The sequence below is a fragment of the Serratia ficaria genome (assembly GCF_900187015.1).
Taxonomy (GTDB): Bacteria; Pseudomonadota; Gammaproteobacteria; order Enterobacterales; family Enterobacteriaceae; genus Serratia; species Serratia ficaria.
In genome coordinates this window covers 2,809,703-2,833,564 of the sequence record NZ_LT906479.1, presented here as the reverse complement: position 1 = coordinate 2,833,564, position 23,862 = coordinate 2,809,703, and the positions used below count along the sequence as shown (strand labels likewise).

Sequence of the window (23,862 nt, the reverse complement as noted above, 5' to 3'; positions counted from 1 at the left end):
GTGACTGCGGGGCGCCGTTTCGGCGTCAGACCGCCGGGCGGGCAATCACGCTGCGGGTTTCCATGCGCACTTCGGCGATGGTGACCTGCAGAGCGTCGCTTTGACGGTAGGCCACTTCGCCCTTGATCAGCACGGTGCCGGTTTCCTGGCTGCACTGCATTTCGTCGCGCACCGCGTGGATGAACGGAGCCGGGATGAAGGCGACGGCGCCGTTGTCCAGCAGGCGCACGCGCAGGCCGCCGCGGGTCACGTCGATGATCTCCGCGTTAAAGCGCCGATCGGTGCCGGCCTTGTCCTGCAGATAGCGGGCGTACAGCCAGTCGCCGACGTCGCGTTCCGCCATGCGGTTCAGGCGACGGCGTTCCGCCAGCTGCACCGTAATCTCGTCCTGCGGTTTTTCCGCCGGCTGCTGGCCGATGATGGCTTTCAGCAGGCGGTGGTTGACCATATCGCCGTATTTGCGGATCGGCGAAGTCCAGGTGGCATACGCCTCCAGGCCCAGGCCGAAGTGCGGCCCCGGCGTGGTGCTGATTTCCGCGAAGGTCTGGAAGCGGCGGATGCGGCTGTCGAGGAACTGGGTCGGCTGCGAATCCAGGTGGCGGCGCAGCTCGCAGAAGCCGTCGAGGGTCAGCAGCTTCCCGGCGTCGGCCTCCACGCCGTTGGCCTGCAGCACGGTGACCGCCTGCTCGACCAGCGCCGGATCGAAACCGGTGTGCACGTTATACACGCCGAAGCCCAGGCGATCGCGCAGCACGATGGCGGCGCAGACGTTGGCGGCGATCATGCACTCTTCGACGATGCGGTTGGCGCTGCGGCGCTGCTCGGTGACGATGTCCAGCACGTCGCCTTTTTCGCCCAGCACGAAGCGGTAGTCGGGGCGATCCTTGAACACCAGCGCATGCTGATGGCGCCAGGCGTTGCGCGCATCGCACACGCGTTTCAGCAGGGTGATCTGCTGCGCGATCGATTCGCTTGGCGGCTGCCAGCCGGCGATGCCTTCCAGCCAGTTGGAGACGTCGTCATAAACCAGCTTGGCTTTCGATTCGATTTCGGCGGCGAAGAACTGGATATCGTTGCCCAGCGCGCCGTCGGCGCCGATGGTCACGCGGCAGGCCAGCACCTGGCGGCGCTCATTCGGGCGCAGCGAGCACAGGTTGTCGGACAGATCGCGCGGCAGCATCGGGATGTTGAAGCCCGGCAGATAGTTGGTGAAAGCGCGCACGCGGGCGATATCGTCCAGCTTGCTGCCCTGCTCAACGTAGGCGGTCGGGTCGGCGATGGCGATGGTCAGCTGCAGCGAGCCGTCGCCGTTGTCGACCACGAACAGCGCATCGTCCATGTCTTCGGTGCTGGCGCTGTCGATGGTGACAAAATCCAGCGCGGTCAGATCTTCACGCGCCAGCGCGGCGTCAGGTTCGCCGATGGCGACCATTTCCGGCGCTTCTTTTTCCAGATTGTGGCGTGCCAGCGTCACCCACCAGGGCGCGAAGTGGTCTTCGGCGTCGGTGATGAAGTGGGTCAGATCGGCGTTGAAGCCGCGATCGCCTTTCAGCGGGTGGCGGCGCATTTCGGCGACCGCCCAGTCGCCGGCCTGGAAGTTGTGGGTCAGCTCACGCACCGGGCGGCACTGAATCGCATCTTTCAGCAACGGATGATCGGGCACGATGGACAGGCGGTCATCGCGCTTCTGCACGCGGCCGACAAAGCGCGACAGGAACGGCTCGACCAGGGTTTCCGGCTCGGCGATTTCGCGTTCTTTCTCGGTATGCAGAGTGGCGACCACGCGGTCCCCGTGCATGACTTTCTTCATGTACGGCGGTGGGATGAAATAGCTCTTTTGACCGTCGACCTCAAGAAAGCCAAAGCCTTTCTCAGTCCCTTTTACTACGCCTTCAACGCGCGGGGTCTGAGAGTGAAGTTGCTGTTTAAGCTGCGCCAGCAGCGGGTTATCTTGAAACATATCGTCCAGTGAATGGGTTGTGAGTGGCAAGATTTGCGGCAGACAGTTTTACGCGAATCACCCGCTGCGGGCAAGCCTAACGTCACGGTTTTCCTGCGCTGGCGCGCGATTTTGCGCAATATCGGCCCAGCAAAAGACCATCGGTAAAACCCCGGCGCTGATGACCGGGGCGAGGGGCGGGCGGATCAGTCCTGCAGCGGGGTCGGCTGCAGGATCTCAATCCAGTAGTCGTCCGGATCGCGGATAAACGCCACGTAGTTCATGCGGCCTTCATGCAGGCGTTTCTGGAAGGTCACGCCAAGGCGTTCAAAACGCTCGCAGGCGGCGCGCACGTCCGGCACGGTAACGCACAGGTGGCCAAAGCCGCGCGGCTCGCCGTTGCCGTTGTGATAGCTGAAATCGGCCTGTTGTTCGGTGCCGTGGTTATAGGTCAGCTCCAGGATGCCTGGCTGACTCAAGGCCCAGCGTTTGCGCGCCACGTCATCCTGCGGGATCTGTTCGCGCGGGCTGCGGGTCAGGTAGCAGATGGTGAAGGCGGCTTCCTTGAACTCCTCCAGGTAAACCGGAGTGAAGCCCAGCACGCGGGTATAGAAATCCAGCGCCTTGGTCAGGTCTTTCACGCGGATCATGGTGTGATTGAAGACGTAGCCGTCGGTTACCGCCTCTGGTTGGGCGGTGACGCCCGGCAGCGTCAATAGGTCATTCAATGGCATCGGGGTTCCTCCTCAGGTTGCCGGTAAGACTGTAGGTCAAATTAATGCTAATCTAAAGTGATTGTTTTTAATTAAAACGCTAACAAAAAGTGAATGTTTGATGAAGCTGAGCCAGCTTAGATTTTTTTGCGCTTTGGTAGAGTATAAGACCATCGCCGCCGCCGCGCGGGAGCTGCACTGCGTGCCCTCCAACGTCACCTTGCGCATCCGGGAGCTGGAGGCGTCGCTGGGCGGCGAGCTGTTTTTCCGCGACAAAAACCGATTGTACGTGAACCCCAAGGGGCGACTGTTCTACCAGCAGGCGCGCGATATCGTCGAGCAGGCCGATCGCAGCCGCCAACTGTTCGCCGGCGAGCAACACCAGGGGTTGCTCAATCTTGGCGCGCTCGATTTTTCGCTGGTCAGCCACCTGCCGGCGCGCATCGCTCAGCTGCGCCGCCGGCAGCCGCAGTTGCAGATCAACGTGCTGAGCCGCGATTCGCTGGTGCTGGAACGGATGCTGATCGACAGCGAGCTGGATTTGGCGATCACCGACGGGCCGATCGAACACCCGCTGCTGGCCAGCAGCAAGGCGTTTGATGAACGGCTGGTGCTGTTGCTGCCGGCCGATGTCACCCGGCTCGACGCCGCCTCGCTGGCCGGGCTGGAATTTTACACCTTTAGCCGCGAGTGTTCATTCCGCCTGAAAATCGATCACTGGCTGGCCTCGCGGAAGCTGAAACCGCGCATGACGCTGGAAATGGAGTCTTACGCCGCGATGGCGGCCTGCGTGCAGGCCGGCTGCGGGGTGGCCTGCATTCCCGGCTCGCTGCTGCCGACGGTCCTGCCGGCGCCTGCGCTCAAGGTAATGGAAATGGGGGAGGAAGGGGTCAGCGATTTGTATTTCGTCTGGCGGCGCCATCAGCTGTCGACCGAATTGCAAACCGCGCTGGAAATATTGGCGCGCCCGGCCTGAACCGGGCGCGGCCCGTCAGGCGATGCGCAGCGAAGGCGGCGCCGCGCAGCGGCGAACCGCCACCGGGATCGACTTGGAGGTCGGGGTGCCGGTGCCGTCGCCAAAGCTGGCCAGCGGCACCAGCGGATTGGTTTCCGGGTAGTAGGCCGCCAGATTGCCGCGCGGGATATCGTAGCTCACCAGCTTAAAGCCGCTCACCTTGCGCACCACGCCGTCGTTCCACAGGGTTTCAATTTCCACCCGTTCCCCGTCCCGCATGCCCAGCGCCGCCAGATCTTCCGGATGAATGAACAGCACCTCGCGCTGGCCGTACACGCCGCGATAGCGGTCGTCCAGCCCGTAAATGGTGGTGTTGTACTGATCGTGCGAGCGCAGGGTTTGCAGCGTGAAAGGCGCCTTCTGGCCGTTCAACTGCGGGAACAGACTGACCGGCAGCTCCGCCGCGCTGAACTCTGCCTTGCCGCTGGGGGTGGCGAACCGCAGTTCGGCGGCGGCGTTGCCCAGATAAAATCCGCCCGGCTGGTCACAGCGGCGGTTGAAGTCTGCAAAACCGGCGACGGTGGCGGCGATATGATCGCGGATCAGCGAATAGTCGTCCGCCAGCGCCAGCCAGTCGAGCGGCTGGTTGCCCAGCACCGCGTCGGCGATGCCGCAGACGATCGCCGTTTCAGAGCGTTGAGTGTCGGCCAGCGGTCTGCCGACGCCTTCCGAGGCGTGCACCATGCTGAAGGAATCCTCCACCGTGATGTACTGCGGGCCGCTGGCCTGCAGATCCTGTTCGGTACGCCCCAGCGTCGGCAGGATCAACGCGTCCTTGCCGGTCACCAGATGGCTGCGGTTGAGCTTGGTACTGATATGCACAGTCAGGTCGCAGCAGCGCAGGGCGCGGGCGGTGCGTTCGGTATCCGGCGCGGCGGCGGCCAAATTGCCGCCCAGCGCGATCAGCACTTTGACCTCGCCGCGCAGCATCGCCTCCAGCGCCTCGACGGTGTTATGCCCGTGCGCCCGGTTGGCGGTGAAGCCAAAATGGCGTTCCAGGCTGTCTAGCAGCGCCTTGGGCGATTTCTCGTCGATGCCCATGGTGCGGTTGCCCTGAACGTTGCTGTGGCCGCGCACCGGGCACAGACCGGCGCCCGGCTTGCCCAATTGACCGAACAGCAGCTGCAGGTTGGTGATTTCACGCACCGTCGCCACCGAGTGCTTATGCTGGGTTACGCCCATCGCCCAGGTGCAGATCACCCGCTCCGCCCCCTGGTAAATGGCCGCCGCCTGCCGCAGCTGGGCTTCGCTCAAGCCCGATTGTTCGGTGATCTGCGCCCACGAAGTGGCGTCGACGCGCGCCAGATAAGCTTCCACCCCGACGCTGTGTCGTTCGATAAACGCCAGGTCGAACAGGCCCGCTTCGCCGGCCGCCAGGCGCTGGCGGTGGCTTTCCTGCAGCGCCTTCACGATGCCGCGCACCGCCGCCATATCGCCGCCGAGGTTCGGCTGGAAGTAAGACGAGCTGATCGGCGAGGATTTCGGCGTCAGCATCTGCAGCGGATCCTGCGGATCGGCGAAGCGTTCCAGCCCGCGTTCGCGCAGGGTATTGAAGCTGACGATGCGCGCGCCGCGCTTGGCGGCGTTTTTCAGGCTGTGCAGCATGCGCGGGTGGTTGGTGCCGGGGTTCTGGCCGAAGACGAAGATGGCGTCGGCTTTCTCGAAGTCATCCATACGGATGGTGCCCTTGCCGACGCCGATGCTTTGCTTCAGCCCGACGCCGCTGGCCTCGTGGCACATGTTGGAACAGTCGGGGAAGTTGCTGGTGCCGAGCATGCGGCCGAACAGCTGATACAGATAAGAGGCTTCGTTGCTGGCACGGCCGGAGGTGTACAGCTCGATCTGGTTCGGGTTATCCATCGCCTTGATATGTTTGGCGATCAGCGCCAGCGCGTCCGGCCAGTCGATCGGCTCGTAATGGTCGGTTTCGGCGTTGTAACGCATGGGATGGGTGAGGCGGCCCTGATATTCCAGGAAATAATCGCTTTGCTGCTGCAGGGTGCCGACGCTGTGCGCGGCGAAGAATTCGGGCTCCACCGCATTGCGGGTGGCCTCCCAGCTGACCGCTTTGGCGCCGTTTTCACAGAAGCTGAAGGTACTGTGGTTATCGTCGCCCCAGGCGCAGCCGGGGCAGTCGAAGCCGCGCGCCTTGTTGACGCGCATCAGATTGCGCAGGTTTTTCAGCGTTTGCTTGCTGTCGAGGACAAAGCGGGTGGTGGCTTCGAGCGAACCCCAGCCGCCTGCCGGGCCGGTATAGGGTTTGATTGCGGGTTTGAATTTCATGGTGGTTTTTGTTTGCCGGTGTTGTAGCTAAAAAGTAAACGTTTTTTTAAGCTTTATGGGTGTTTATGTCACAAGTCTAGGAGCCTGCAGGGGGCGGCGTCTAATAGAATAGGATTATGACGGGATAGAGCGTATCTATCGCGCGGCGACCTTCAGCAAACAAATGGTTGCATAATGACATCCGCTGCAAAAGAGTAATGATTCCGCCGAGCGCCGAATTGATGCAGGCTATGCCACGGATTGTATTGGTATTTTATTTCGCCCGCAGGGCCTGAGGAACCTCCCTTGAAACGTACGGTATTGGCCGCGATCGGCGCAGCGTTGCTGCCGCTGGCGGCGCAGGCGGCGGATGCGCCGTTCAACTTTCCCGCGAGTACGCCCCCGGCGATAGACGCCGCCTCCTATGTATTGATGGATTACACCACCGGGCAGGTGCTGGCCGCCGGCAACCCGGACGAGCGGCGCAACCCCGCCAGCCTGACCAAGCTGATGACCGGGCTGGTGATCGATCACGCGCTCGACCAGCATAAAATCGGCCTGGACGACGTGGTGACGGTGGGGAAAGACGCCTGGGCGCAGGGCAACCCGGTATTCAAAGGGTCTTCGTTGATGTTCCTGAAGCCTGGTGACAGGGTCAGGGTGCGCGACCTCAGCCGCGGCATCATCATCGACTCCGGCAACGACGCCTGCGTGGCGATGGCGGATTACGTGGCCGGCAGCCAGGCCAACTTCGTCAAGCTGATGAATGAGAAAAGCGCCCAGCTGGGCCTGCAGAATACCCATTTTGAAACCGTGCACGGCCTCGATGCGCCAGGGCAGTTCACCACCGCCGGCGATCTGGCGGTGATTTCTCGCGCCATCATCATGAGCGAACCGGCCGAATATCACATGTACAGCGAGAAATCGCTGACCTGGAACGGCATCACCCAACAGAATCGCAACGGCCTGCTGTGGGATAAAACCCTGCACGTCGACGGCCTGAAGACCGGCCATACCGCATCGGCCGGCTTTAACATCATCGCCTCCGCCACCGAGGGCGACCGGCGCCTGATCGCCGTGGTCATGGGCGGGAAAAGCCCCAAAGGCCGTGAGGAACAGGCGCGCAAGCTGCTGACCTGGGGGCTGCGCGATTTCGCCACCGTGCACCTGTTCAGCGCCGGGCAGAGCCTGGGGCAAGAGCCGGTGTGGTATGGCGATCGCCACCAGGTGCAGGTGGGCAGCGCGCAGGATCAGTTCCTGAGCCTGCCGAAGGCCGAGGCGGACAAGCTGAAGGCGCAGTACGTACTGAACGTCAAACGGCTGGACGCGCCGCTGACCCAGGGGCAGACGGTGGGCGAGATCCGCATCAGCGATAACGGACAGCTGCTGAAAACCTTGCCGCTGGTGGTGTTGCAGCCGGTGAAACAGGGCGGGATGTTCTCGCGCCTGATGGACTACGTGAAACTGAAGGTGTGATGGCCGGGCGCAAGCCGTCACGCGATGGTATAATTAGCGCGTATGCCTATTGATGAGCCGCGTTATGGATATTAAACAACTGATCTACCTGTGTAATCTTGAGCGTGAACGCCACTTTGGCCGCGCGGCCGAGGCCAGCTTCGTCAGCCAGCCGACCTTGTCCATGCGCTTGAAAAATCTTGAGAAAGAGCTGGGCGTCTCACTGATTAACCGCGGCAACAATTTCGGCGGTTTTACCGCCGAGGGCGAACGGGTGCTGGCCTGGGCACGAGAAATCGTGTCGGTCTACCAGGGGCTGAAGCTGGAGGTGGAGTCGCTGAAGCACGGCCTCAACGGCACGCTGCGCCTCGGCGTGGTACCGCAGTGCAGCATCTCGCTGGCGGAAATGCTCAAGGCGGTCAGCGAGCGTTACCCGCATCTGGACTACCGGGTGGCGGTGCTGAGCGCCGATCAGCTGCTGGAGGCGCTGACGGCGCATACCGTGGATATCGGCATCGGCTTCTTCGAACTGACGACGCTGAAAGAGCTGCATTTCCAGTCGCAGCCGCTGACGGAAACCGGCGTGGAGCTGGTGTTCCACCCGCAGCATTTTCCCAAGCTGGTCGGCGACACGCCGCTGCCGCTGGAAGCGGTGGCCGCGCTGCCGTTATGCCTGGCGGAACCGACGCGTTATTTCCGCCGCTATCTCGATCAGTACTTCCGCGAAGCCGGGCTGACCCTGCATCCGCGCCTGGAAACCACCTCGATATTCCAGCTGCTGGAAGGGATTTTTGTCGGTCTCGGCTGCGGCCTGTTCCCGCACGGCAACCTGCTGCCGGAAATGACGCCGGCGCTGCATCGTCGGCCTATCGCCATCGCTGCCATGTCGCGTCATGCGGCGGTGGTGGTCGATGTGCCGGAACGCGCGACGCCGTTGGCGCAGAAGTTTTTCGACGCCGCCAGCGAGTGGCTGCGTAAACAGAACGCGCACCCAGGGGCGTGACCGCCGCGGCAATCCCTGCGTTCTCCTCGATGGCCCCGCACGGGGCCATTATTTATGCTTCGTCGCCGTAGCGCACCGTTTCTCCCAGCGTCTGCCGCAGTCGGTTCTCCCAGGCATAGAGCGCCCCGGTGAGGATCACATCCAGCGCCTGCGCCTGATTCAGTCCGCTGTTGAACAGCGGCCGCACGCTCTGCGGGGTGAACTTCTCCGGCGCCCGCGTCAGGTCCGCGGCCACGCGGATCACCGCCTGGCTGACCGGGTTATCCGCTTTTTCCGCACCCTCGGCGACGTTGACAAACAGCGCGTTCACCAGCGCCGGCTGCTGAATGTCCTGCGCCACCGTGGCGGCGCAATACCGGCTGCCGTTAATGCGCGATACCGCCAGGGTGGCCAGCGCCTTCAGCCTGGCGGAAAGCCCGTAGCCGTCGGCGTTGATGCTGTTGAATACGCCATTGCGCTCGCGCAGCGCGGGCGCGTCGTGCGCCAGCAGCAGGTAGTAAGACTCGGTGCGGGCCTGCGGGTGACTTTGGTCCAGTACGTCGAGCTGCTCGGCGCTGGCGTCTTCCTCGTTGATCCCCGGCAGTCGCGATTGCCACGCCAGCTCCCGGTCGCTGAAAGCGATGCCTTCCGCGTCGTCGATATGCGGAAAGCCGGGCACCACCACGGTGGGGCGGCCGGCCAGCGCGGCGACGCCGGCGACCACCCGCGCCTGGTAGCTGACAAAGCCGATAATCTGCGAGAAGGTCACGATATCCGCCGGGCTCAGCCCGACATCGGCGAGCTGTTGCAACGCTTTGGGGCAGATTAACGTCGGTTGGCTGGCGAGTTGGCGGGCGTATTGGGTGATCTGGGCGAGGCGGATATTGCTTTCTCGGGAGGCGTCTGGGCTGTGCAGCGGGGCGAGGCGGGCGGCGTAGTGGCTACAAAGCGATTGCACGCCGGTCACCTGCGCGACGGTCAGCGCGGTGCTGAGGCGATCGTAGGGTGACAATGTCACGAATCGCGACAGCGCCACCTGATCCGGGAACAACGCGTGATAGCCGGCGAGCGAGGCGCTGAAAACGCCGGCGCGCGCGGTCAGCGCGGTGTTCAGCGCTTCGTCGGCAAAGGCGCCCAGCCCGAGCAGGAAGCGGTCGCGGATGGTGGCCGCCTGCGGCTCCAGCGGAGTTTCACCGCGCACGCTGCTCTGAGTTTCGTGATACCACTGGGCGTTGTGTTGTCGACGGAGTAGTTCCATAGGGTCAATCCTTAATCATGAGCAACGGCCGCCGCTGCAAGCAGCAGAGGCGACCCGATGGCAAGGCAAGCGCCCGCGGACGGGCAAGCAATGTGGCAGGATCAATAGGGTTCATCGCCGCACAGGGCGTGACCATAAACAGAGAAACCTGCGGCTAAAGCGAGCAGAAACTGCGCGAGTCGGCGATTGCGGGGGCTGTTCATCAGTGCGATATCCTGTCGTTCAATAAGCTCAACGTAGGGGATATCCTCACCGATCGCATTGGCGAGATAAAATAATGTTACGTGCTAATCAATAACTGAAAGGAATAAAATATAATGTTATATAGCAAAAATGTAATTTGTATCTGCGCTTTTTGGCTAAGCCGCGGCGATAAAAAACCCGCCTGAGCGGGTTCCGTCATCCGATGGCGGCGGCGCGGTCAGAACCGCCCGCCGTCGCGGCGCCAGGCGTCGGCGGTCAGCGCTTCGCCAAAGTGGCTGGCGATCAGCCGTTTGGTCAGCTCATGCAGCGGCGCCGCCAGCACCTCCGCGGTACTGCCGCGCTCGACGATTTCCCCTTCGTGCATCACCATCACCTGGTCGCTGATATGCTTCATCATGCCGAGGTGCTGGGTTACATAGATATATGAAATACCATGCTTTTCCTGCAGTTCCAGCATCAGGTTGATGATCTGCGAACGCATCGACATATCCAGCGACGCCAGCGCTTCATCGGCGACGATCACCTTGGGCTGCAGGATCAGCGCCCGCGCCAGGGCCACGCGCTGCTTCTGGCCGGAAGCCAGCATATGCGGATAGTAATAAGCGTGATCCGGCAGCATGCCGACCTGGCGTAGCGTCTGGTTGATGCGCTGTTCGCGCTCCGTCGGCTCGAGATCGGTATTCAAGCGCAGCGGGGCGTCCAGCAGTTGGCCAATGCGTTGACGCGGATTGAGCGAGGTGCTCGGATCCTGGAAAATCATGCGGATGCGCTGGCTGCGATAGCGGTAATCGCCGTATTCCAGCGGGCGATCGTCGATCAGGAGTTCGCCGCCCGACGGCTCCACCATGCCGGACAACATTTTGGCCAGCGTCGATTTGCCGGAGCCGTTTTCACCGATGATCGCCAGCGTTTGCCGTTCGCGCAGGGTAAAGCTGACCGACTTCACCGCCTCCACGTGTTGGCGACGAAACAGCCCGGTGCGGTAGCGGTAGGTTTTACTCAGGTTGCGCACTTCCAGCAGCGTTTCCATATTATTGCTCCTCCATGTTGAGCGGGAAGTGGCAGGCGAAGAAGTGGTTTTTCACCGGGCGCAGGCGCGGCGTCTCGATGCATTTCTTTTGCGCATACGGGCAGCGCGGCCCCAGCCGGCAGCCGATCGGCAAATGCTCGAGCGAAGGAATGGCGCCCGGCAGGGTGTTCAGCCGGCTCTTGTGCGGCAACGAGCGGCCAAAATCCGGCATGGCGCGGATCAGCGCCTGGGTGTAAGGGTGGTGCGGCGCCGCCAGCAGATCTTCGCACTGCGCGCTTTCCACCGTCTGGCCGCAGTACAGCACGTTCACCCGGTCGGCCCATTTGCTCATCATCTGCAAATCATGACTGATCAGCAAAATGGTGGTGCTGTTGTTTTGATTGAGCCGCGCCAGCAGGCGGAAGATCTGCGCCTGGGTGGTCGGCTCCATGGCGTTGGTCGGCTCATCGGCGATCAGCAACCGCGGCTGATTGGCCAGCGCGATGGCGATCATCACCTTCTGGCATTCGCCTTCGGTCAGCTCATAGGGGAAGCTGCCCATGATGTCGTCGTGATCCTTGATGCCGACGCGGTGCAGCAGCTCGATGGCGCGGCGTTTGCGCCAGTTGAAGCGCTGCCACCAGCGGCCTTTGTAGGTCCAGCCCGGGATCGCCTGCGCCAGCTGGCGGCCGATGCTTTCGGAGGGATCGAGACACGACTGCGGCTCCTGGAAAATCATCGACACGTTGTGCCCGACCAGCCTGCGGCGTTCGCGCGGCGTCAGCTGCAGCAGGTCGATATCGTCGAAGCGGAAACGGTCGGCGGTGACGCGCCAGTTATCTTTGGTCACGCCGCAGATGGCCTTGGCGATCAGGCTCTTGCCGGAGCCCGATTCGCCCACCAGGCCGCGCACTTCGCCTTCGCTCAGCGTCATGCTGACGCGGTCAACCGCCTTGACCGGCCCGTCGGCGGTCATAAATTCAATCGTCAGATTGCGGATATCAAGTAACGGCATTATTCCACTCCGGCATTGATTGCGCGGCGCATACCGTCGCCCAACAGGTTAACCAGCAGCACGCTGACAAGGATCGCCGCGCCGGGCAGCATCACCGTCCAGGGCGCCACGTAGACCAGTTCCAGCGAGTCGCCGAGCATGGCGCCCCATTCCGGCGAAGGGAGCTGCGCGCCGAGATCGAGAAAACCGAGCGCGGCGATGTCCAGGATCGCCATCGACAGCGCGCGGGTAAACTCGGTCACCAGCACCGCGGCGATGTTCGGCATCACCGCATACCACAGGATCTGCAGCGTGGACGCGCCGTCCAGCCGCACCGCCACCACATACTCCTTTTCCAGCTCGTCGTGCACCGCGCTGTAGATGGTGCGCACCATGCGCGGCAACAGCGCCAGCCACACCGCCAGCATCGCGTGCTCGAGTTTGGGGCCGATGAACGCCACCACCACAATCGCCAGCAGCAGCGAAGGGATCGACAGCAGGGTATCGAGAATATGGTTGAGCACCGCCGAGCGCAGCCCGTGGGTGACGCCGGCGAACACCCCGAGGATCACCCCGAAGAAGGCGGCGGCGAGCGTTACCAGCAGCGCCGAGCCGAAGGTGGCGGCGGCGCCGGTCAGCAGGCGGCTGAGGATATCGCGCCCGAGGTCGTCGGTTCCCAGGAAGAACGAAACGTTGCCGTAGCGCGACCAGGACGGCGGCAGCAGCTGATAGCCCAGGAACTGCTGATCCAGCGCATAGGGCGCCAGCAGGCTGCCGAACAGCGACAGCAGCAGCAGGGCGATCACGCCGTAAAAGCCAATCATCGCCAGCGCGTCGCCGTAAAAAATCCGCCAGGTGTAGCGCAGCGGGCTCGGCATTTTCTTTTCGCGGTATACGTTATCTAAGGGCATACCATTCCTTATGTTTCAGCGGGTTGGTGGCGGCGCCCAAAATGTCGGCCAGCACGTTGATGGTGATCACCAGCGTGCCGACCACCATCACCCCGGCGGAGATCGCCGCATAGTCCTGCTGGCGAATGGCGTTGATCAGCCAGCGGCCGAGGCCCGGCCAGCTGAAGACCATTTCGGTGATCATCGCCAGCGTCAGCATGGTGGAGAACTGCAGCCCCAGCTTGGGCACGATCGGCGGCAGCGCGTTGTGCAACACGTGGCGGCGGATGATGGTCAGGCGCGACAGCCCGCGAGTGGCGGCGGCTTTGATGTAGTTCTGGCTCAGCACGTCGTCGGTGCTGATGCGCATCAGGCGCACCACCTCGGTGGTCGGCGCCACCGCCAGCGCGGCGATCGGCAGGATCATGTGGCGCAGCGCGCTGCCGATCATTTCCGAACGGTATGGCGAATCCGACAGCCAGGCGTCAATCAAGGCAAAGCCGGTGATCGGCTTCACCTGGTATAACAGATCGAAGCGGCCGGAAACCGGCAGCCAGCCGAGGTGCAGCGAGAAGAACAGCATCAGCAGCAGCGCCAGCCAGAATACCGGCATGGAAAAGCCCAGCAGCGCAAAGGTGCTGATGGCGGTGTCCTGCCATTTGCCGCGCATCACGCCGGCGATAATGCCCAGCGGAATGCCGATGAACAGCGCCAGGGTAAAGGCCAGCAGGCACAGTTCCATGGTGGCGGGAAACACTTCGCGCAGCTGCTGGCTGATCGCCTGGCCGTTGATGCTGGAGACGCCGAAGTCCCAGTGCAGCAGGCTGACAAAGTAGAACTGGTAGGCATCCAGCAGCGCGGCGCCGTTGAGCGGCGCGCGCGGCGTGAAGTAGCTCAGGCTGAAGCTGACCAGCGTCAGGAAAAACAGCGTAATCAGCAGCAGCAGGATGCGGCGCAAGGTAAAGATAATCACTTTTTCGCCTCCTCCGCGGACTCACGGTATACCCCGGCAAACGAGGCGTTGCCGAACGGGCTCAGCACCAGCCCCTTGATGTCATAGCGGTAGGCCTGCAAACGCAGCGACGACGCCAGCGGCAACACCGGCAACTGCCGCTCGAGAATCTTTTGCGCCTTGCGATAGCTGTCGATGCGTTGCGACAGCTGCTGCGACAGCAGCGCGTCCTGCAGCACCTCATCGAAGCCCGGGTCACACCAGTGAGCATAGTTGGTTTGCGAACGTATTGCCGCACAGCTCAGCAGCGGCCGGAAGAAGCTGTCCGGATCGTTGCTGTCGGTGGCCCAGCCGGTGAGGGTCAGATCGTGGTTCATCTCCATCAGTCTGGCCTCCTGGAAACGGCCTTCCACCGGCACGATGGTGACCTTGACGCCCACCTGGCCCAGATCGGCCTGGATCAGCTCGGCGGTTTTCAGCGGGCTGGGGTTGTAAGACTGGGAGGCGGTCGGCACCCACAGCTTCAGGTTCAGCTGGCCGACGCCGGCCTGCTTCAGCATGTCGCGCGCCTTGGCCGGATCGTATTCGGTGACGTGCGCGTCGTTGTCGTAGGCCCAGGAAGCGCGCGGCAGGATCGAGGCGGCGGTTTCCGCCGTGCCGTAATAAATCGACTGCATCAGGCGCTGGTTGTTGATCGCCAGCGAAATCGCCTGGCGCACCTTCAGGTCGTTGAACGGCGGTTTGCGGGTGTTGAACGCCAGGTAGGCAATGTTCATCCCCGGCCGCAGCGTCAGGCGCAGGCGCGGATCGTCGCGCAAGATCGAAAGCTGGCTGGCGGCCGGGTAGGCCAGCACGTCGCACTCGCCGGTCAGCAGCTTGGACAACCGCCCGGTGCCGCCGGCGCCCATATCGATCACCACCTGCGGCATGCGCGGCCGCCCCTTCCAATAGGCGTCGTTGCGCGCCAGGCGGATATATTGCCCGGAGCGGTATTCGTTGAGCAGGAATGGGCCGCTGCCGACAGGTTCGCGGTCGATCATTTCCTGGCGGCCTTCGTGCGTCAGCCGATCGGCGTATTCGGCCGACAGCACCGGCGCATAATGGGTCGCCAAATGCCACAGGAAAGAGGCGTCCGGCGCCTGCAGGCGGATTTCGACGGTGTAGTCGTCCAGTTTTCTGACGCTCTGCACCGAATCGCCGAACTGCAGGCTGTCGAAATAGGGGTACTCGCCGCCGTTGACGTCGTGATACGGATGCTTCTGGTCGAAGACCCGCGCGAAGCTGAACACCACGTCGTCGGCGTTCATCTTGCGGGTGGGTTTGAACCAGGCGGTGGTCTGGAACGGCACGTCCTTGCGCAGATGGAAGCGGTAGGTCGCGCCGTTGTCCAGCACTTCCCAACTCTGCGCCAGCTCGGGGATCAGCCGGTAGGTATAGGGATCGACATCCAGCAGCCGATCATACAGCTGGGCGGCCAGGGTATCGACCGTCAGGCCGCTGCTGGCCATCTGCGGATTAAAGGTATTCAGTATGCCGCTGACGCAGTAGACAAAGCCGCTCTGGCGAATGTCCGGCAGCGGTGGCGCCGCGGCGGGCGCGGGCGGTGTCGCGGCCAGGGCAGAGCCCGTAAGGCACAACGACAGTATCCAAAGGGGTAAACCACGCATAGAGGATTCATGGGTTAATAAGCGATAGCGTTAGTGTATCGCACTCTGGCAGTCTGCCCAATCCATTGCGCAAAATGGCTGTGTTTTCTGCTACTTGATTGAGCAGGCGTCAACGGGCGGATAAAAAAATTCAATATAGTATGTTATAACATAACAATATCATGTTACCGTTCCCCGGCAAAGGTCACAATAACGCAAGGGGATGTATGAACCAAATTGCACTTCCACCGCGCCAGCCGCTGCCGGACGCTCAGGCATGGCGGGGTGAAATGAGCGAGGTCGGGCTCGACTGGGTCGGGATGCAAGGGATAGCGCTGCCGCTGGAGCTGGCCGGCAAGCCGCTGCAGGCGAAAGTGGACGCCGGCATCAATTTGCGGCCCAGCGCCGCAGGTGCCCGCGGCATTCATATGTCGCGGCTGTATCTGGCGCTGGACGAGCTGACGCAGGGCGAACTGACGCCGCGGCGCATCGAAAACACGCTGCGCGCCTTCCTGGCTTCGCAACCGGAGCACAGCGACAGCGCCAGCCTGCGGATCGGCGGCGAACTGTTGCTGTCGCGTTCGGCGATGCTGTCGCCGCAGCGCGGCTGGAAAGCCTACCCGCTGCGCATCGATGCCGCCTTGACCCACCGGCTGGCGCTGTCGCTGCAGATCGGGGTGCCGTATTCCTCCACCTGCCCCAGTTCGGCGGCGCTCAGTCGCCAGCTGGCGCAGCAGCAGTTTCAGTTTGATTTCGAACAGGCGGCGAGCGTCAGCCCGCAACAGGTGCTCGACTGGCTGGCGGAGCACGGCATGCCGGCGACGCCCCATAGCCAGCGAAGCTGGGCCTGGGTGACGGTGTGGCAGACGGACGGCGGATCGGCGTTCAACCCGGTGAACCTGATCGACCGCATCGAACATACTTTGGGCACGCCGCTGCAAACGCTGGTGAAACGCCGCGACGAGCAGGCCTTCGCCCTGGCCAATGGCCAGAATCTGATGTTCTGCGAAGACGCCGCGCGTCGCCTGTACCAGATGCTGCGCAGCCAATGCGACGTCGGCGCCTTCTCGGTGCGCGTTGAACATCAGGAAAGCCTGCACGCCCACAACGCGGTGGCGGAGCTGAGCTGGCGGGAGGGCGGCGATGCTGCGTAAAAACCCCAGCGGCCATCTGCCGCAGGTCTCGCCGTTGGCCTATATCGATCCCACCGCCATTATTTGCGGCCGGGTGATCGTCGAAGACTTTGTTTACGTCGGCCCCTATGCGGTGATCCGCGCCGATGAATTAAACGCCGCCGGCGAGATGGAGCCGATCGTGATCGGCTCGCACTCCAACATCCAGGACGGCGTGGTGATCCACTCCAAAAGCGGCGCGGCGGTGACCATCGGCCGCTTCAGTTCCATCGCTCACCGCGCCATCGTGCACGGCCCGTGCCGCATCGACGATCGGGTGTTTATCGGCTTCAACAGCGTGCTGTTCAACTGCCATATCCGCTCCGGCTGCGTAGTGCGTTACAACGCGGTGGTCGACGGCGTGACGCTGCCGGAGAATCGGTATATCCCATCGACCGAGCGCGTCGGCGCCGACAGCGATCTGTCGCTTTATGCGCAGGTGGACCGCGGCGCGCTGCAATTTTCCGAAGAGGTGGCCGCCACCAACGTCGAACTGGTGCGCGGCTACCAGGCATTGCGCAATGAGTTTTAAGTGAGGGAACCCATGAGTCCATTACCCGTAACCGTGCTTTCCGGCTTTCTCGGCGCCGGCAAGACCACGGTGCTGAACCATATTTTGAATAACCGTCAGGGCATGCGCGTGGCGGTGATCGTCAATGACATGAGCGAAGTGAACATCGACGCCGCGCTGGTGGAAAACGAAGTGCGGCTCGATCGCCAGGAAGAAAAGCTGGTGGAGATGAGCAACGGCTGCATCTGCTGCACGCTGCGCGAGGACCTGCTGGTGTCAGTGCGCGAGCTGGCGCAGGCCGGGCGTTTTGACTATCTGCTGATCGAATCCAGCGGCATCTCCGAGCCGCTGCCGGTGGCGGAAACCTTTACCTTTGCAGACGAACGCGGCGAAAGCCTGTCGCAGTTCGCCCGGCTGGATACGTTGGTGACGGTGGTCGACGGCGTGAACTTTATACGGCAGTACCGGCAGGCGCAAACGCTGCAGGAGGCCGGGCAAAGCCTGGGCGAGGACGATCTGCGCAGCGTGGCGGATCTGCTGATCGAGCAAATCGAGTTTTGCGACGTGATGCTGGTCAGCAAAACCGATCTGTTGAGCGAGCGGCAGCAGGGTGAGGTGATGGCGCTGCTCGCCAGCCTGAACCCCGACGCGCGCATTCTGCCGATCTCTCCCGGCCAGCTGCCGCTGGAGGCGGTGCTGAATACCGGCAGCTTCAGCTTTGAAAAGGCGCAGCGGGCGCCCGGCTGGCTGAAAGAGCTGCGCGGCGAGCATGTGCCGGAAACGGAAAACTACGGCATCAGCAGCTTTGTCTACCAGGCCCGGCGGCCGTTCGCCCCGGATAAGTTTTACCGGGTGATCAACGGCGACTGGGGCGGCGGCACGTTGCTGCGCTCGAAGGGCTTCTTCTGGCTGGCGACGCGGCCGCGCCAGGCCGGGCAGTGGAGCCAGGCCGGCGGCATCGCCCATTACGGGCTGGCGGGCACCTTCTGGCGCGCTATTCCGCAGGATAACTGGCCGCCGGACGAAGAAACCCGTGCGCATATTCAGGAGAAGTGGGTAGAGCCGTTCGGCGACATGCGTCAGGAGTTGGTGTTTATCGGCCAGCATCTGCGCCAGGCGGAGATCGCCCGCATGCTGGACGCCTGCCTGCTCGACGACGACCAAATGGCCGCCGGCCTGGACTATTGGCTGGAGATGGCGGACCCGTTTCCTGCATGGTAATCGCACAACGTCGGTGTGGTAATGAGAAAAATTCTCAACAAAGTGCTTTACAGGTGATACTGATAACCATTATCATCGCCTGGCAGTTCACGGAAGGCCACAGTTTGCGGCTCTGATGTGGAAGGCACGACATTGCTCACATTGCTTCCAGTGTTTTTTAAGCCAGCTCGGGTGCTGGCTTTTTTTTTGCCCGCTATTCCTCGTCCGCCTCACCGTTTTGCAACAGCGCATGCTTTTTCAACATGCCGCGCAGCTGATGGTAAGTCAGCCCCAGCAGTTGCGCCGCCTTGCGCTGATTAAATCTTCCCTGCCGCAGCGCCGCTTCGATCAAGGTTTTTTCCTGTTCCAGCTGCCAGGACTTCAGATCCAGCGGCAGGGCCGGCAGGCCGTCGCGCGCGTCGTCCAGGGGCGGCGGGGCGCTCTCACGCGGGGCGAAGGGATTGATGATGATCTCATCCAGCGCCCGGCCGCTGGTGCCGTGGCGATAGACCGAGCGCTCCACCACGTTTTTCAATTCGCGCACGTTGCCCGGCCAGGCGTAGCCGAGCAGGCTGTCCCTGGCGCGTTCGGTAAAGCCGGGGAACAGCGGCAGCGACAGCTCGCGGCACATCTGGATGGCGAAGTGCTCGGCCAACAGCATGATGTCTTGCTGGCGCTGGCGCAGCGGCGGCAGCTGCACCACGTCGAACGCCAGCCGGTCCAGCAGATCGGCGCGGAACTTGCCCGCCGCCGCCAGCGCCGGCAGATCGTCGTTGGTGGCGCAGACCAGCCGCACATCCACCTGCAGCGGCTGGCTGCCGCCGACGCGCTCCAGATGGCCGTATTCGATCACCCGCAGCAGTTTTTCCTGCACCAGCATCGGCGCGGTGGCCAGCTCGTCGAGGAACAGCGTGCCGCCGTCGGCGCGTTCGAAGCGGCCCAGATGGCGCTTTTGCGCGCCGGTAAAGGCGCCGGCCTCGTGGCCGAACAGCTCCGAGTCGAGCAGGTTTTCGTTCAGAGCCGCGCAGTTGAGCGAGATAAACGGCCCCTGCCAGCGGTGGGAGAGATAGTGCAGGCGGTGAGCGATCAGCTCCTTGCCGGTGCCGCGCTCGCCGATCACCAGCACCGGCTTGTTCAGCTTGGCCACCCGGGAGACCTGTTCCAGCACGTCGACGAAGGCATTCGCTTCGCCGAGCAGATTCTCTAACTGTTCGCTCATGATGAAATTCGCCAATGTTTGGTTAAAATAATCACTCTACAGCAAGCGCTTTCAGAGTCAAAAATAAATAATCGTTTAAATTCAATAAAATAAAACTTGGCACGGGTTTTGATTATATCTTTAGGCAAGCTGTACGACTTAACGCGGCGCTTCAGACGCCATCAGAACCAAGAGGAAGTGAATTATGGGTATTTTTTCTCGTTTTGCCGACATCGTGAACGCCAACATCAACACCCTGCTGGATAAAGCGGAAGATCCGCAAAAGCTGGTGCGCTTGATGATTCAGGAGATGGAAGACACGCTGGTTGAAGTGCGTTCCACCTCGGCGCGCGCGCTGGCGGAGAAAAAGCAGCTGCTGCGGCGCATCGAGCAGGGTGAAAACCAGCTCAACGATTGGCAGGATAAAGCCGAACTGGCGCTGCGCAAAGATAAGGAAGATCTGGCCCGTGCGGCGCTGATCGAAAAGCAGAAGGTGGCCGACCTGATCGCCACCCTGACGCAGGAAGTGTCCACGGTGGAAGAAACCCTGGCGCGCATGAAAAGCGAAATCGGCGAGCTGGAAAACAAGCTGACCGAAACCCGCGCGCGCCAGCAGGCGCTGACGTTGCGTCACCAGGCGGCGTCTTCTTCCCGCGACGTGCGCCGCCAGCTCGACAGCGGCAAGCTGGACGAGGCGATGGCGCGTTTCGAGCAGTTCGAACGCCGCATCGACCATATGGAAGCCGAAGCTGAAAGCGTCAGCATCGGTAAAAAGAAGTCTCTGGATCAAGAGTTTGCCGAGCTGAAAGCCGACGACGCCATCAGCGAGCAGCTGGCGGCGCTGAAGGCTAAAATGAATCGAGCCGAGTAAGGCAACGGCGGCCAGGGCCATGCTGGCCGCCCACCAAAGACCCGATAAAAAGGAACAGAAATGAGCGCTCTATTACTTGCCATTCCGTTGACAATCTTTGTGTTGTTTGTCGCACCGATTTGGCTTTGGCTGCATTACAGCAACCGGCAACAAAGCGGCATCCAACTGAGCCACCAGGAGATGCAGCGTCTGGCGCAGCTGGCGGAAGACGCCAGGCGCATGCGCGAACGCATTCAGGCGCTGGAAGAGATCCTCGATGCGGAACACCCGAACTGGAGACAGTCTTGATGAGCAATATTCTGGGCAGTAAAAAGCTGTATCGCGTCCCTGAAGAGGGCATGGTGAAAGGCGTCTGCGCCGGTCTGGCCCATTATTTCGACGTGCCGGTGCGGTTGATCCGCGTGATTGCCGTGCTGTCGCTGTTCTTCGGCCTGTTTTTCTTCACGCTGGTGGCCTATATCGCGCTGGTGTTCGTACTGGACGAAGCGCCGGCCAGCCGTTTTGACGGCGAACATCGGAAAACGCCGCGCCAGCTGCTCGATCAGCTGGAGTATGAACTGGGCAGCGGCGAACAGCAGCTGCGTCAGGTTGAGCGCTACGTAACGTCCGACACCTTCGGCGTGCAGAGCCGCTTCCGCAAGCTGTAACCCTTCTTGCGCTGCGTTGGCCTGCGCATGACGCAGGCCGGGCATTGCGCCTGCCGCATCATCCTGTTGAACTCAATCTTATTGTGCCGGAGGGCATCGCTAATGAATAAAATCTCTACGGTGAACGCCGCCAAAACGGCTGGTTTTAAACAAGGAGCGGGTGCAATGTTGAAGACATTGTCTAAAGTCATCATCATAGCGTTACTGAATTATGGCCCGGCGGGCGCCGCCGGCTGGTTGCTGAAGGCCGTCGGCCGCAAACCGATTCGCTTTGTGCTGGCGCTGGTGCTGGAACCGCTGTTCCGCAAAGGCCTGAACAAGGTATTTGGGCGTTATGCCAAGGAGAAGAATGAAACGACTGCAAAATGAGTTAACCTCGCTGGTCAACCGCGGAATGGATCGCCACCTGCGGCTGGCGGTCACCGGCCTGAGCCGCAGCGGCAAGACCGCCTTTATCACCGCCTTCGTCAATCAACTGCTGCACGTGCACAGCGGGGCGCGCATGCCGCTGTTTTCCCCGGTGCGCGAAGACCGCCTGCTGGGCGTGAAACGCATTCCGCAGCGCGACCTCGGCATCCAGCGTTTCACCTATGACGAAGGGCTGGCGCAGCTGTACGGCACCCCGCCGAGCTGGCCGACCCCGACGCGCGGCGTCAGCGAGATCCGCCTGGCGTTGCGCTATCGCTCCAACGACTCTTTGCTGCGGCATTTCAAGGACACCTCGACGCTGTATCTGGAAATCGTCGATTATCCCGGCGAATGGCTGCTGGACTTGCCGATGCTCGAGCAGGATTACCTGGCCTGGTCGCGCCAGATGGCCGGGCTGTTGCAGGGCGAACGCGCCGAATGGGCCAAACCCTGGCTGGCGCTGTGTAAAAGCTGCGATCCGCTGGCCCCGGCCGACGAAAATAAGCTGGCGGCGATCGCCCAGGCCTATACCGATTACCTGCTGCGCTGCAAAAGCGAAGGGCTGCATTTCATCCAGCCGGGGCGCTTCGTGCTGCCGGGCGATCTGGCCGGCGCGCCGGCGCTGCAGTTCTTCCCCTGGCCGAACGTCGACGCCCTCGGCGAGTCGAAGCTGGCGCAGGCCGACAAGCACAGCAACTTCGGCATGCTGCGTGCGCGCTTCAACTATTATTGCCAGTCGATCGTTAAAAACTTCTATAAAGAGCACTTCGTCCGTTTTGACCGGCAGATTGTGCTGGTCGACTGCCTGCAGCCGCTCAACAGCGGGCCGCAGGCGTTCAACGATATGCGCCTGGCGCTGACTCAGCTGATGCAGAGCTTCCATTACGGCAAGCGCACGCTGTTCCGCCGGCTATTTTCGCCGACCATCGACAAACTGATGTTCGCCGCCACCAAGGCGGACCACATCACCGCCGATCAGCACGCCAACCTGGTGTCGCTGCTGCAGCAGCTGGTGCAGGAAGCGTGGCAGAACGCCGCGTTTGAAGGCATCAGCATGGACTGCGTCGGCCTGGCCTCGGTGCAGGCCACCGAGAGCGGCATCGTCGACCATCAGGGCCAGCGCATTCCCGCGCTGAAGGGCAACCGGCTGAGCGACGGCGCGCCGCTGACGGTATTTCCCGGCGAAGTGCCCGCTCGCCTGCCGGGAACGGCGTTCTGGCAAAATCAGGGATTCCATTTTGACGAGTTCCGTCCGCGAGCGATGAGCGTGGACAGTCCGTTGCCGCACATCCGTCTGGATGCGGTGATGGAGTTTTTACTGGGAGATAAGTTGCGATGAGCGAGCCGATCAAACCGCGTATCGATTTTGAAGAACCGCTGCAGCCGCCGCAGGAGCCGGTGCTGCGCGCCGGGGTGGCCTTCGATCCCGAGCAGGCCGAAAGCTTTTATCCGGCGGCGCCCGAGCTGCAGCAGGAAGAGGAAGAAGGGCGCGCCGAAGGCATCATCAACGCGGCGCTGAAGCCGAAGCGCAGCCTGTGGCGTAAAATGGTCACCGCCGGTCTGGCGCTGTTCGGCGCCAGCGTGGTGGCGCAGGGCGTGCAATGGGTGCATGGCGCCTGGGTGCAGCAGGACTGGATCGCCATGGGCGGCGGCGTCGCCGGCGGGCTGATAGTGTTTGCCGGCGTCGGATCGGTGGTGAGCGAATGGCGCCGCTTGTACCGCCTGCGCCAACGGGCCGAGGAGCGCGACGTGGCGCGCGAACTGCTGCACAGCCACGGTTTGGGCAAGGGGCGCGAGTTTTGCGAGAAGCTGGCGCGGCAGGCCGGCCTGGATCAGGGGCATCCGGCGCTGCAGCGCTGGCAGGCCTCGCTGCATGAAACCCAGAACGATCGGGAAGTGGTGGAGCTGTACGCCAAGCTGGTGCAACCGGTGCTGGACAACCAGGCGCGCCGCGAAATCAGCCGTTCCGCCGCCGAGTCGACGCTAATGATCGCCGTCAGCCCGCTGGCGCTGGTGGACATGGCGTTTATCGCCTGGCGCAACATTCGGCTGATCAACCGCATTGCGGCGCTGTACGGCATCGAACTGGGCTACTTCAGCCGTATTCGGCTGTTCCGGCTGGTGCTGCTGAACATCGCCTTCGCCGGCGCCTCAGAGCTGGTGCGCGAGGTGGGCATGGACTGGATGTCGCAGGATCTGGCGGCGCGGCTTTCGGCGCGCGCGGCGCAGGGCATCGGCGCCGGCCTGCTGACCGCCCGGCTCGGCATCAAGGCGATGGAGCTGTGCCGGCCGCTGCCGTGGCTGGAGGGGGAAAAACCGAAGCTCGGCGATTTCCGCAGCCAGCTGGTCGGCCAACTGAAAGACACGCTGAAAAAAAGCGGCGGCAAGCCGCAATGATCGGCAGGCGACGCCCGACCGCGGCGTCGCCTCTCCCGAGCGCTGACTCTCCTGACGTAACCCTTGCTTGACGACAGTCGATCCCCCTGCGAAGGCATTATAATTCTCTGCAAAATTAATTCTGTTTATAATAACTATC

At 62.4% G+C, this 23,862-nt stretch carries 22 protein-coding genes; 12 read left to right on the top strand and 10 right to left on the bottom strand.

Features of this window, described 5'->3' with window-relative positions; genetic code table 11:
* Positions 1–25 precede the first annotated feature (25 nt).
* Both CKW09_RS13380 and gloA read right to left on the bottom strand, forming a co-directional pair.
* Positions 26–1,960 (bottom strand): exoribonuclease II, encoded by a 1,935-nt coding sequence (locus CKW09_RS13380; RefSeq protein WP_061795121.1) that lies wholly within the window; start codon positions 1,958–1,960, stop codon positions 26–28.
* A gap of 185 nt (positions 1,961–2,145) precedes the next feature.
* Entirely contained in the window at positions 2,146–2,673 is a 528-nt protein-coding gene (gene gloA / locus CKW09_RS13375; protein WP_095097754.1) for a lactoylglutathione lyase, read from the bottom strand.
* 100 nt (positions 2,674–2,773) lie between these two features.
* Between gloA and CKW09_RS13370 the strand changes: the two genes are divergently transcribed.
* Entirely contained in the window at positions 2,774–3,628 is an 855-nt protein-coding gene (locus CKW09_RS13370; protein ID WP_095097751.1) for a LysR family transcriptional regulator, read from the top strand.
* A 15-nt stretch (positions 3,629–3,643) separates the two neighbouring features.
* Here the strand turns inward: CKW09_RS13370 and CKW09_RS13365 are convergent, their stop codons facing one another.
* Positions 3,644–5,950 (bottom strand): FdhF/YdeP family oxidoreductase, encoded by a 2,307-nt coding sequence (locus CKW09_RS13365; protein WP_095097748.1) that lies wholly within the window; start codon positions 5,948–5,950, stop codon positions 3,644–3,646.
* A gap of 285 nt (positions 5,951–6,235) precedes the next feature.
* Between CKW09_RS13365 and dacD the strand changes: the two genes are divergently transcribed.
* Positions 6,236–7,405, top strand: a complete 1,170-nt coding sequence (dacD, locus tag CKW09_RS13360) for a serine-type D-Ala-D-Ala carboxypeptidase DacD (protein WP_061795125.1) — start codon at positions 6,236–6,238, stop codon at positions 7,403–7,405.
* A 64-nt stretch (positions 7,406–7,469) separates the two neighbouring features.
* Complete coding sequence (locus CKW09_RS13355; protein WP_061795126.1) at positions 7,470–8,387, top strand: LysR family transcriptional regulator; 918 nt, start codon at positions 7,470–7,472, stop codon at positions 8,385–8,387.
* Positions 8,388–8,439: 52 nt separating this feature from the next.
* On the opposite strand, the gene CKW09_RS13350 is transcribed toward CKW09_RS13355, so the two are convergent.
* The 6 genes from CKW09_RS13350 to sapA form a co-directional block, all read right to left on the bottom strand.
* Positions 8,440–9,624 (bottom strand): CMD domain-containing protein, encoded by a 1,185-nt coding sequence (locus tag CKW09_RS13350; RefSeq protein WP_061795127.1) that lies wholly within the window; start codon positions 9,622–9,624, stop codon positions 8,440–8,442.
* Between the two features lie 421 nt (positions 9,625–10,045).
* The gene (gene sapF / locus CKW09_RS13340; RefSeq protein WP_061795128.1) at positions 10,046–10,858 is read right to left on the bottom strand and encodes a putrescine export ABC transporter ATP-binding protein SapF; all 813 of its coding nucleotides are present in this window, start codon (positions 10,856–10,858) and stop codon (positions 10,046–10,048) included.
* A 1-nt stretch (position 10,859) separates the two neighbouring features.
* Positions 10,860–11,852: a putrescine export ABC transporter ATP-binding protein SapD gene (sapD, locus tag CKW09_RS13335; protein WP_061795129.1), complete on the bottom strand. Its 993-nt coding sequence runs from the start codon at positions 11,850–11,852 to the stop codon at positions 10,860–10,862.
* A complete protein-coding gene (gene sapC, locus CKW09_RS13330) occupies positions 11,852–12,742 on the bottom strand; it encodes a putrescine export ABC transporter permease SapC (protein ID WP_061795130.1) in 891 nt (296 codons plus the stop codon). Before sapC ends, sapD begins: the two co-directional genes overlap by 1 nt.
* Positions 12,729–13,694: a putrescine export ABC transporter permease SapB gene (sapB, locus tag CKW09_RS13325; RefSeq protein WP_061795131.1), complete on the bottom strand. Its 966-nt coding sequence runs from the start codon at positions 13,692–13,694 to the stop codon at positions 12,729–12,731. Before sapB ends, sapC begins: the two co-directional genes overlap by 14 nt.
* Positions 13,691–15,340 (bottom strand): ABC transporter substrate-binding protein SapA, encoded by a 1,650-nt coding sequence (sapA, locus tag CKW09_RS13320; protein ID WP_061795132.1) that lies wholly within the window; start codon positions 15,338–15,340, stop codon positions 13,691–13,693. The genes sapB and sapA overlap by 4 nt, the downstream gene beginning before the upstream one ends.
* A 206-nt stretch (positions 15,341–15,546) precedes the next feature.
* Between sapA and folE2 the strand changes: the two genes are divergently transcribed.
* From folE2 to zigA, 3 genes are read left to right on the top strand one after another with little or no spacing between them, the layout of a single operon-like run.
* Entirely contained in the window at positions 15,547–16,473 is a 927-nt protein-coding gene (gene folE2 / locus CKW09_RS13315) for a GTP cyclohydrolase FolE2 (RefSeq protein ID WP_061795133.1), read from the top strand.
* Entirely contained in the window at positions 16,463–17,023 is a 561-nt protein-coding gene (locus CKW09_RS13310) for an LbetaH domain-containing protein (RefSeq protein ID WP_061795134.1), read from the top strand. The genes folE2 and CKW09_RS13310 overlap by 11 nt, the downstream gene beginning before the upstream one ends.
* A 12-nt stretch (positions 17,024–17,035) precedes the next feature.
* On the top strand, positions 17,036–18,223 hold the full coding sequence (gene zigA, locus CKW09_RS13305; RefSeq protein WP_061795135.1) for a zinc metallochaperone GTPase ZigA: 1,188 nt from the start codon (positions 17,036–17,038) through the stop codon (positions 18,221–18,223).
* Positions 18,224–18,416: 193 nt separating this feature from the next.
* Here the strand turns inward: zigA and pspF are convergent, their stop codons facing one another.
* Positions 18,417–19,421 carry a phage shock protein operon transcriptional activator gene (pspF, locus tag CKW09_RS13295; RefSeq protein WP_061795136.1) on the bottom strand — a complete coding sequence of 335 codons (1,005 nt, stop codon included), beginning with the start codon at positions 19,419–19,421 and terminating at the stop codon, positions 18,417–18,419.
* Positions 19,422–19,605: 184 nt separating this feature from the next.
* Between pspF and pspA the strand changes: the two genes are divergently transcribed.
* The 6 genes from pspA (at position 19,606) to CKW09_RS13265 (ending at position 23,723) form a co-directional block, all read left to right on the top strand.
* Positions 19,606–20,271: a phage shock protein PspA gene (gene pspA, locus CKW09_RS13290; RefSeq protein ID WP_061795137.1), complete on the top strand. Its 666-nt coding sequence runs from the start codon at positions 19,606–19,608 to the stop codon at positions 20,269–20,271.
* A 60-nt stretch (positions 20,272–20,331) separates the two neighbouring features.
* The gene (gene pspB / locus CKW09_RS13285; RefSeq protein WP_061795138.1) at positions 20,332–20,559 is read left to right on the top strand and encodes an envelope stress response membrane protein PspB; all 228 of its coding nucleotides are present in this window, start codon (positions 20,332–20,334) and stop codon (positions 20,557–20,559) included.
* Positions 20,559–20,918, top strand: a complete 360-nt coding sequence (gene pspC, locus CKW09_RS13280; protein ID WP_061795139.1) for an envelope stress response membrane protein PspC — start codon at positions 20,559–20,561, stop codon at positions 20,916–20,918. Before pspB ends, pspC begins: the two co-directional genes overlap by 1 nt.
* A 102-nt stretch (positions 20,919–21,020) precedes the next feature.
* Complete coding sequence (gene pspD, locus CKW09_RS13275) at positions 21,021–21,287, top strand: phage shock protein PspD (RefSeq protein WP_073970230.1); 267 nt, start codon at positions 21,021–21,023, stop codon at positions 21,285–21,287.
* Positions 21,268–22,665, top strand: coding sequence for a YcjX family GTP-binding protein (locus CKW09_RS13270; RefSeq protein WP_061795141.1), 1,398 nt, complete (start codon positions 21,268–21,270; stop codon positions 22,663–22,665). The genes pspD and CKW09_RS13270 overlap by 20 nt, the downstream gene beginning before the upstream one ends.
* A complete protein-coding gene (locus tag CKW09_RS13265; RefSeq protein WP_061795142.1) occupies positions 22,662–23,723 on the top strand; it encodes a YcjF family protein in 1,062 nt (353 codons plus the stop codon). Before CKW09_RS13270 ends, CKW09_RS13265 begins: the two co-directional genes overlap by 4 nt.
* The last annotated feature ends 139 nt before the right edge of the window (positions 23,724–23,862 follow it).

Excerpts from the sequence above, each read along its gene's own strand:
- pspF (WP_061795136.1), bottom strand. The coding sequence starts at position 19,421 with ATGAGCGAACAGTTAGAGAATCTGCTCGGCGAAGCGAATGCCTTCGTC.
- CKW09_RS13265 (WP_061795142.1), top strand. The coding sequence starts at position 22,662 with ATGAGCGAGCCGATCAAACCGCGTATCGATTTTGAAGAACCGCTGCAG.
- CKW09_RS13370 (WP_095097751.1), top strand. The coding sequence starts at position 2,774 with ATGAAGCTGAGCCAGCTTAGATTTTTTTGCGCTTTGGTAGAGTATAAG.
- gloA (WP_095097754.1), bottom strand. The coding sequence starts at position 2,673 with ATGCCATTGAATGACCTATTGACGCTGCCGGGCGTCACCGCCCAACCA.
- pspD (WP_073970230.1), top strand. The coding sequence starts at position 21,021 with ATGAATAAAATCTCTACGGTGAACGCCGCCAAAACGGCTGGTTTTAAA.
- CKW09_RS13365 (WP_095097748.1), bottom strand. The coding sequence starts at position 5,950 with ATGAAATTCAAACCCGCAATCAAACCCTATACCGGCCCGGCAGGCGGC.
- sapF (WP_061795128.1), bottom strand. The coding sequence starts at position 10,858 with ATGGAAACGCTGCTGGAAGTGCGCAACCTGAGTAAAACCTACCGCTAC.
- CKW09_RS13270 (WP_061795141.1), top strand. The coding sequence starts at position 21,268 with ATGAAACGACTGCAAAATGAGTTAACCTCGCTGGTCAACCGCGGAATG.
- zigA (WP_061795135.1), top strand. The coding sequence starts at position 17,036 with ATGAGTCCATTACCCGTAACCGTGCTTTCCGGCTTTCTCGGCGCCGGC.
- pspA (WP_061795137.1), top strand. The coding sequence starts at position 19,606 with ATGGGTATTTTTTCTCGTTTTGCCGACATCGTGAACGCCAACATCAAC.
- CKW09_RS13380 (WP_061795121.1), bottom strand. The coding sequence starts at position 1,960 with ATGTTTCAAGATAACCCGCTGCTGGCGCAGCTTAAACAGCAACTTCAC.
- CKW09_RS13355 (WP_061795126.1), top strand. The coding sequence starts at position 7,470 with ATGGATATTAAACAACTGATCTACCTGTGTAATCTTGAGCGTGAACGC.
- pspB (WP_061795138.1), top strand. The coding sequence starts at position 20,332 with ATGAGCGCTCTATTACTTGCCATTCCGTTGACAATCTTTGTGTTGTTT.
- sapC (WP_061795130.1), bottom strand. The coding sequence starts at position 12,742 with ATGCCCTTAGATAACGTATACCGCGAAAAGAAAATGCCGAGCCCGCTG.
- CKW09_RS13310 (WP_061795134.1), top strand. The coding sequence starts at position 16,463 with ATGCTGCGTAAAAACCCCAGCGGCCATCTGCCGCAGGTCTCGCCGTTG.
- sapD (WP_061795129.1), bottom strand. The coding sequence starts at position 11,852 with ATGCCGTTACTTGATATCCGCAATCTGACGATTGAATTTATGACCGCC.
- CKW09_RS13350 (WP_061795127.1), bottom strand. The coding sequence starts at position 9,624 with ATGGAACTACTCCGTCGACAACACAACGCCCAGTGGTATCACGAAACT.
- folE2 (WP_061795133.1), top strand. The coding sequence starts at position 15,547 with ATGAACCAAATTGCACTTCCACCGCGCCAGCCGCTGCCGGACGCTCAG.
- pspC (WP_061795139.1), top strand. The coding sequence starts at position 20,559 with ATGAGCAATATTCTGGGCAGTAAAAAGCTGTATCGCGTCCCTGAAGAG.
- sapA (WP_061795132.1), bottom strand. The coding sequence starts at position 15,340 with ATGCGTGGTTTACCCCTTTGGATACTGTCGTTGTGCCTTACGGGCTCT.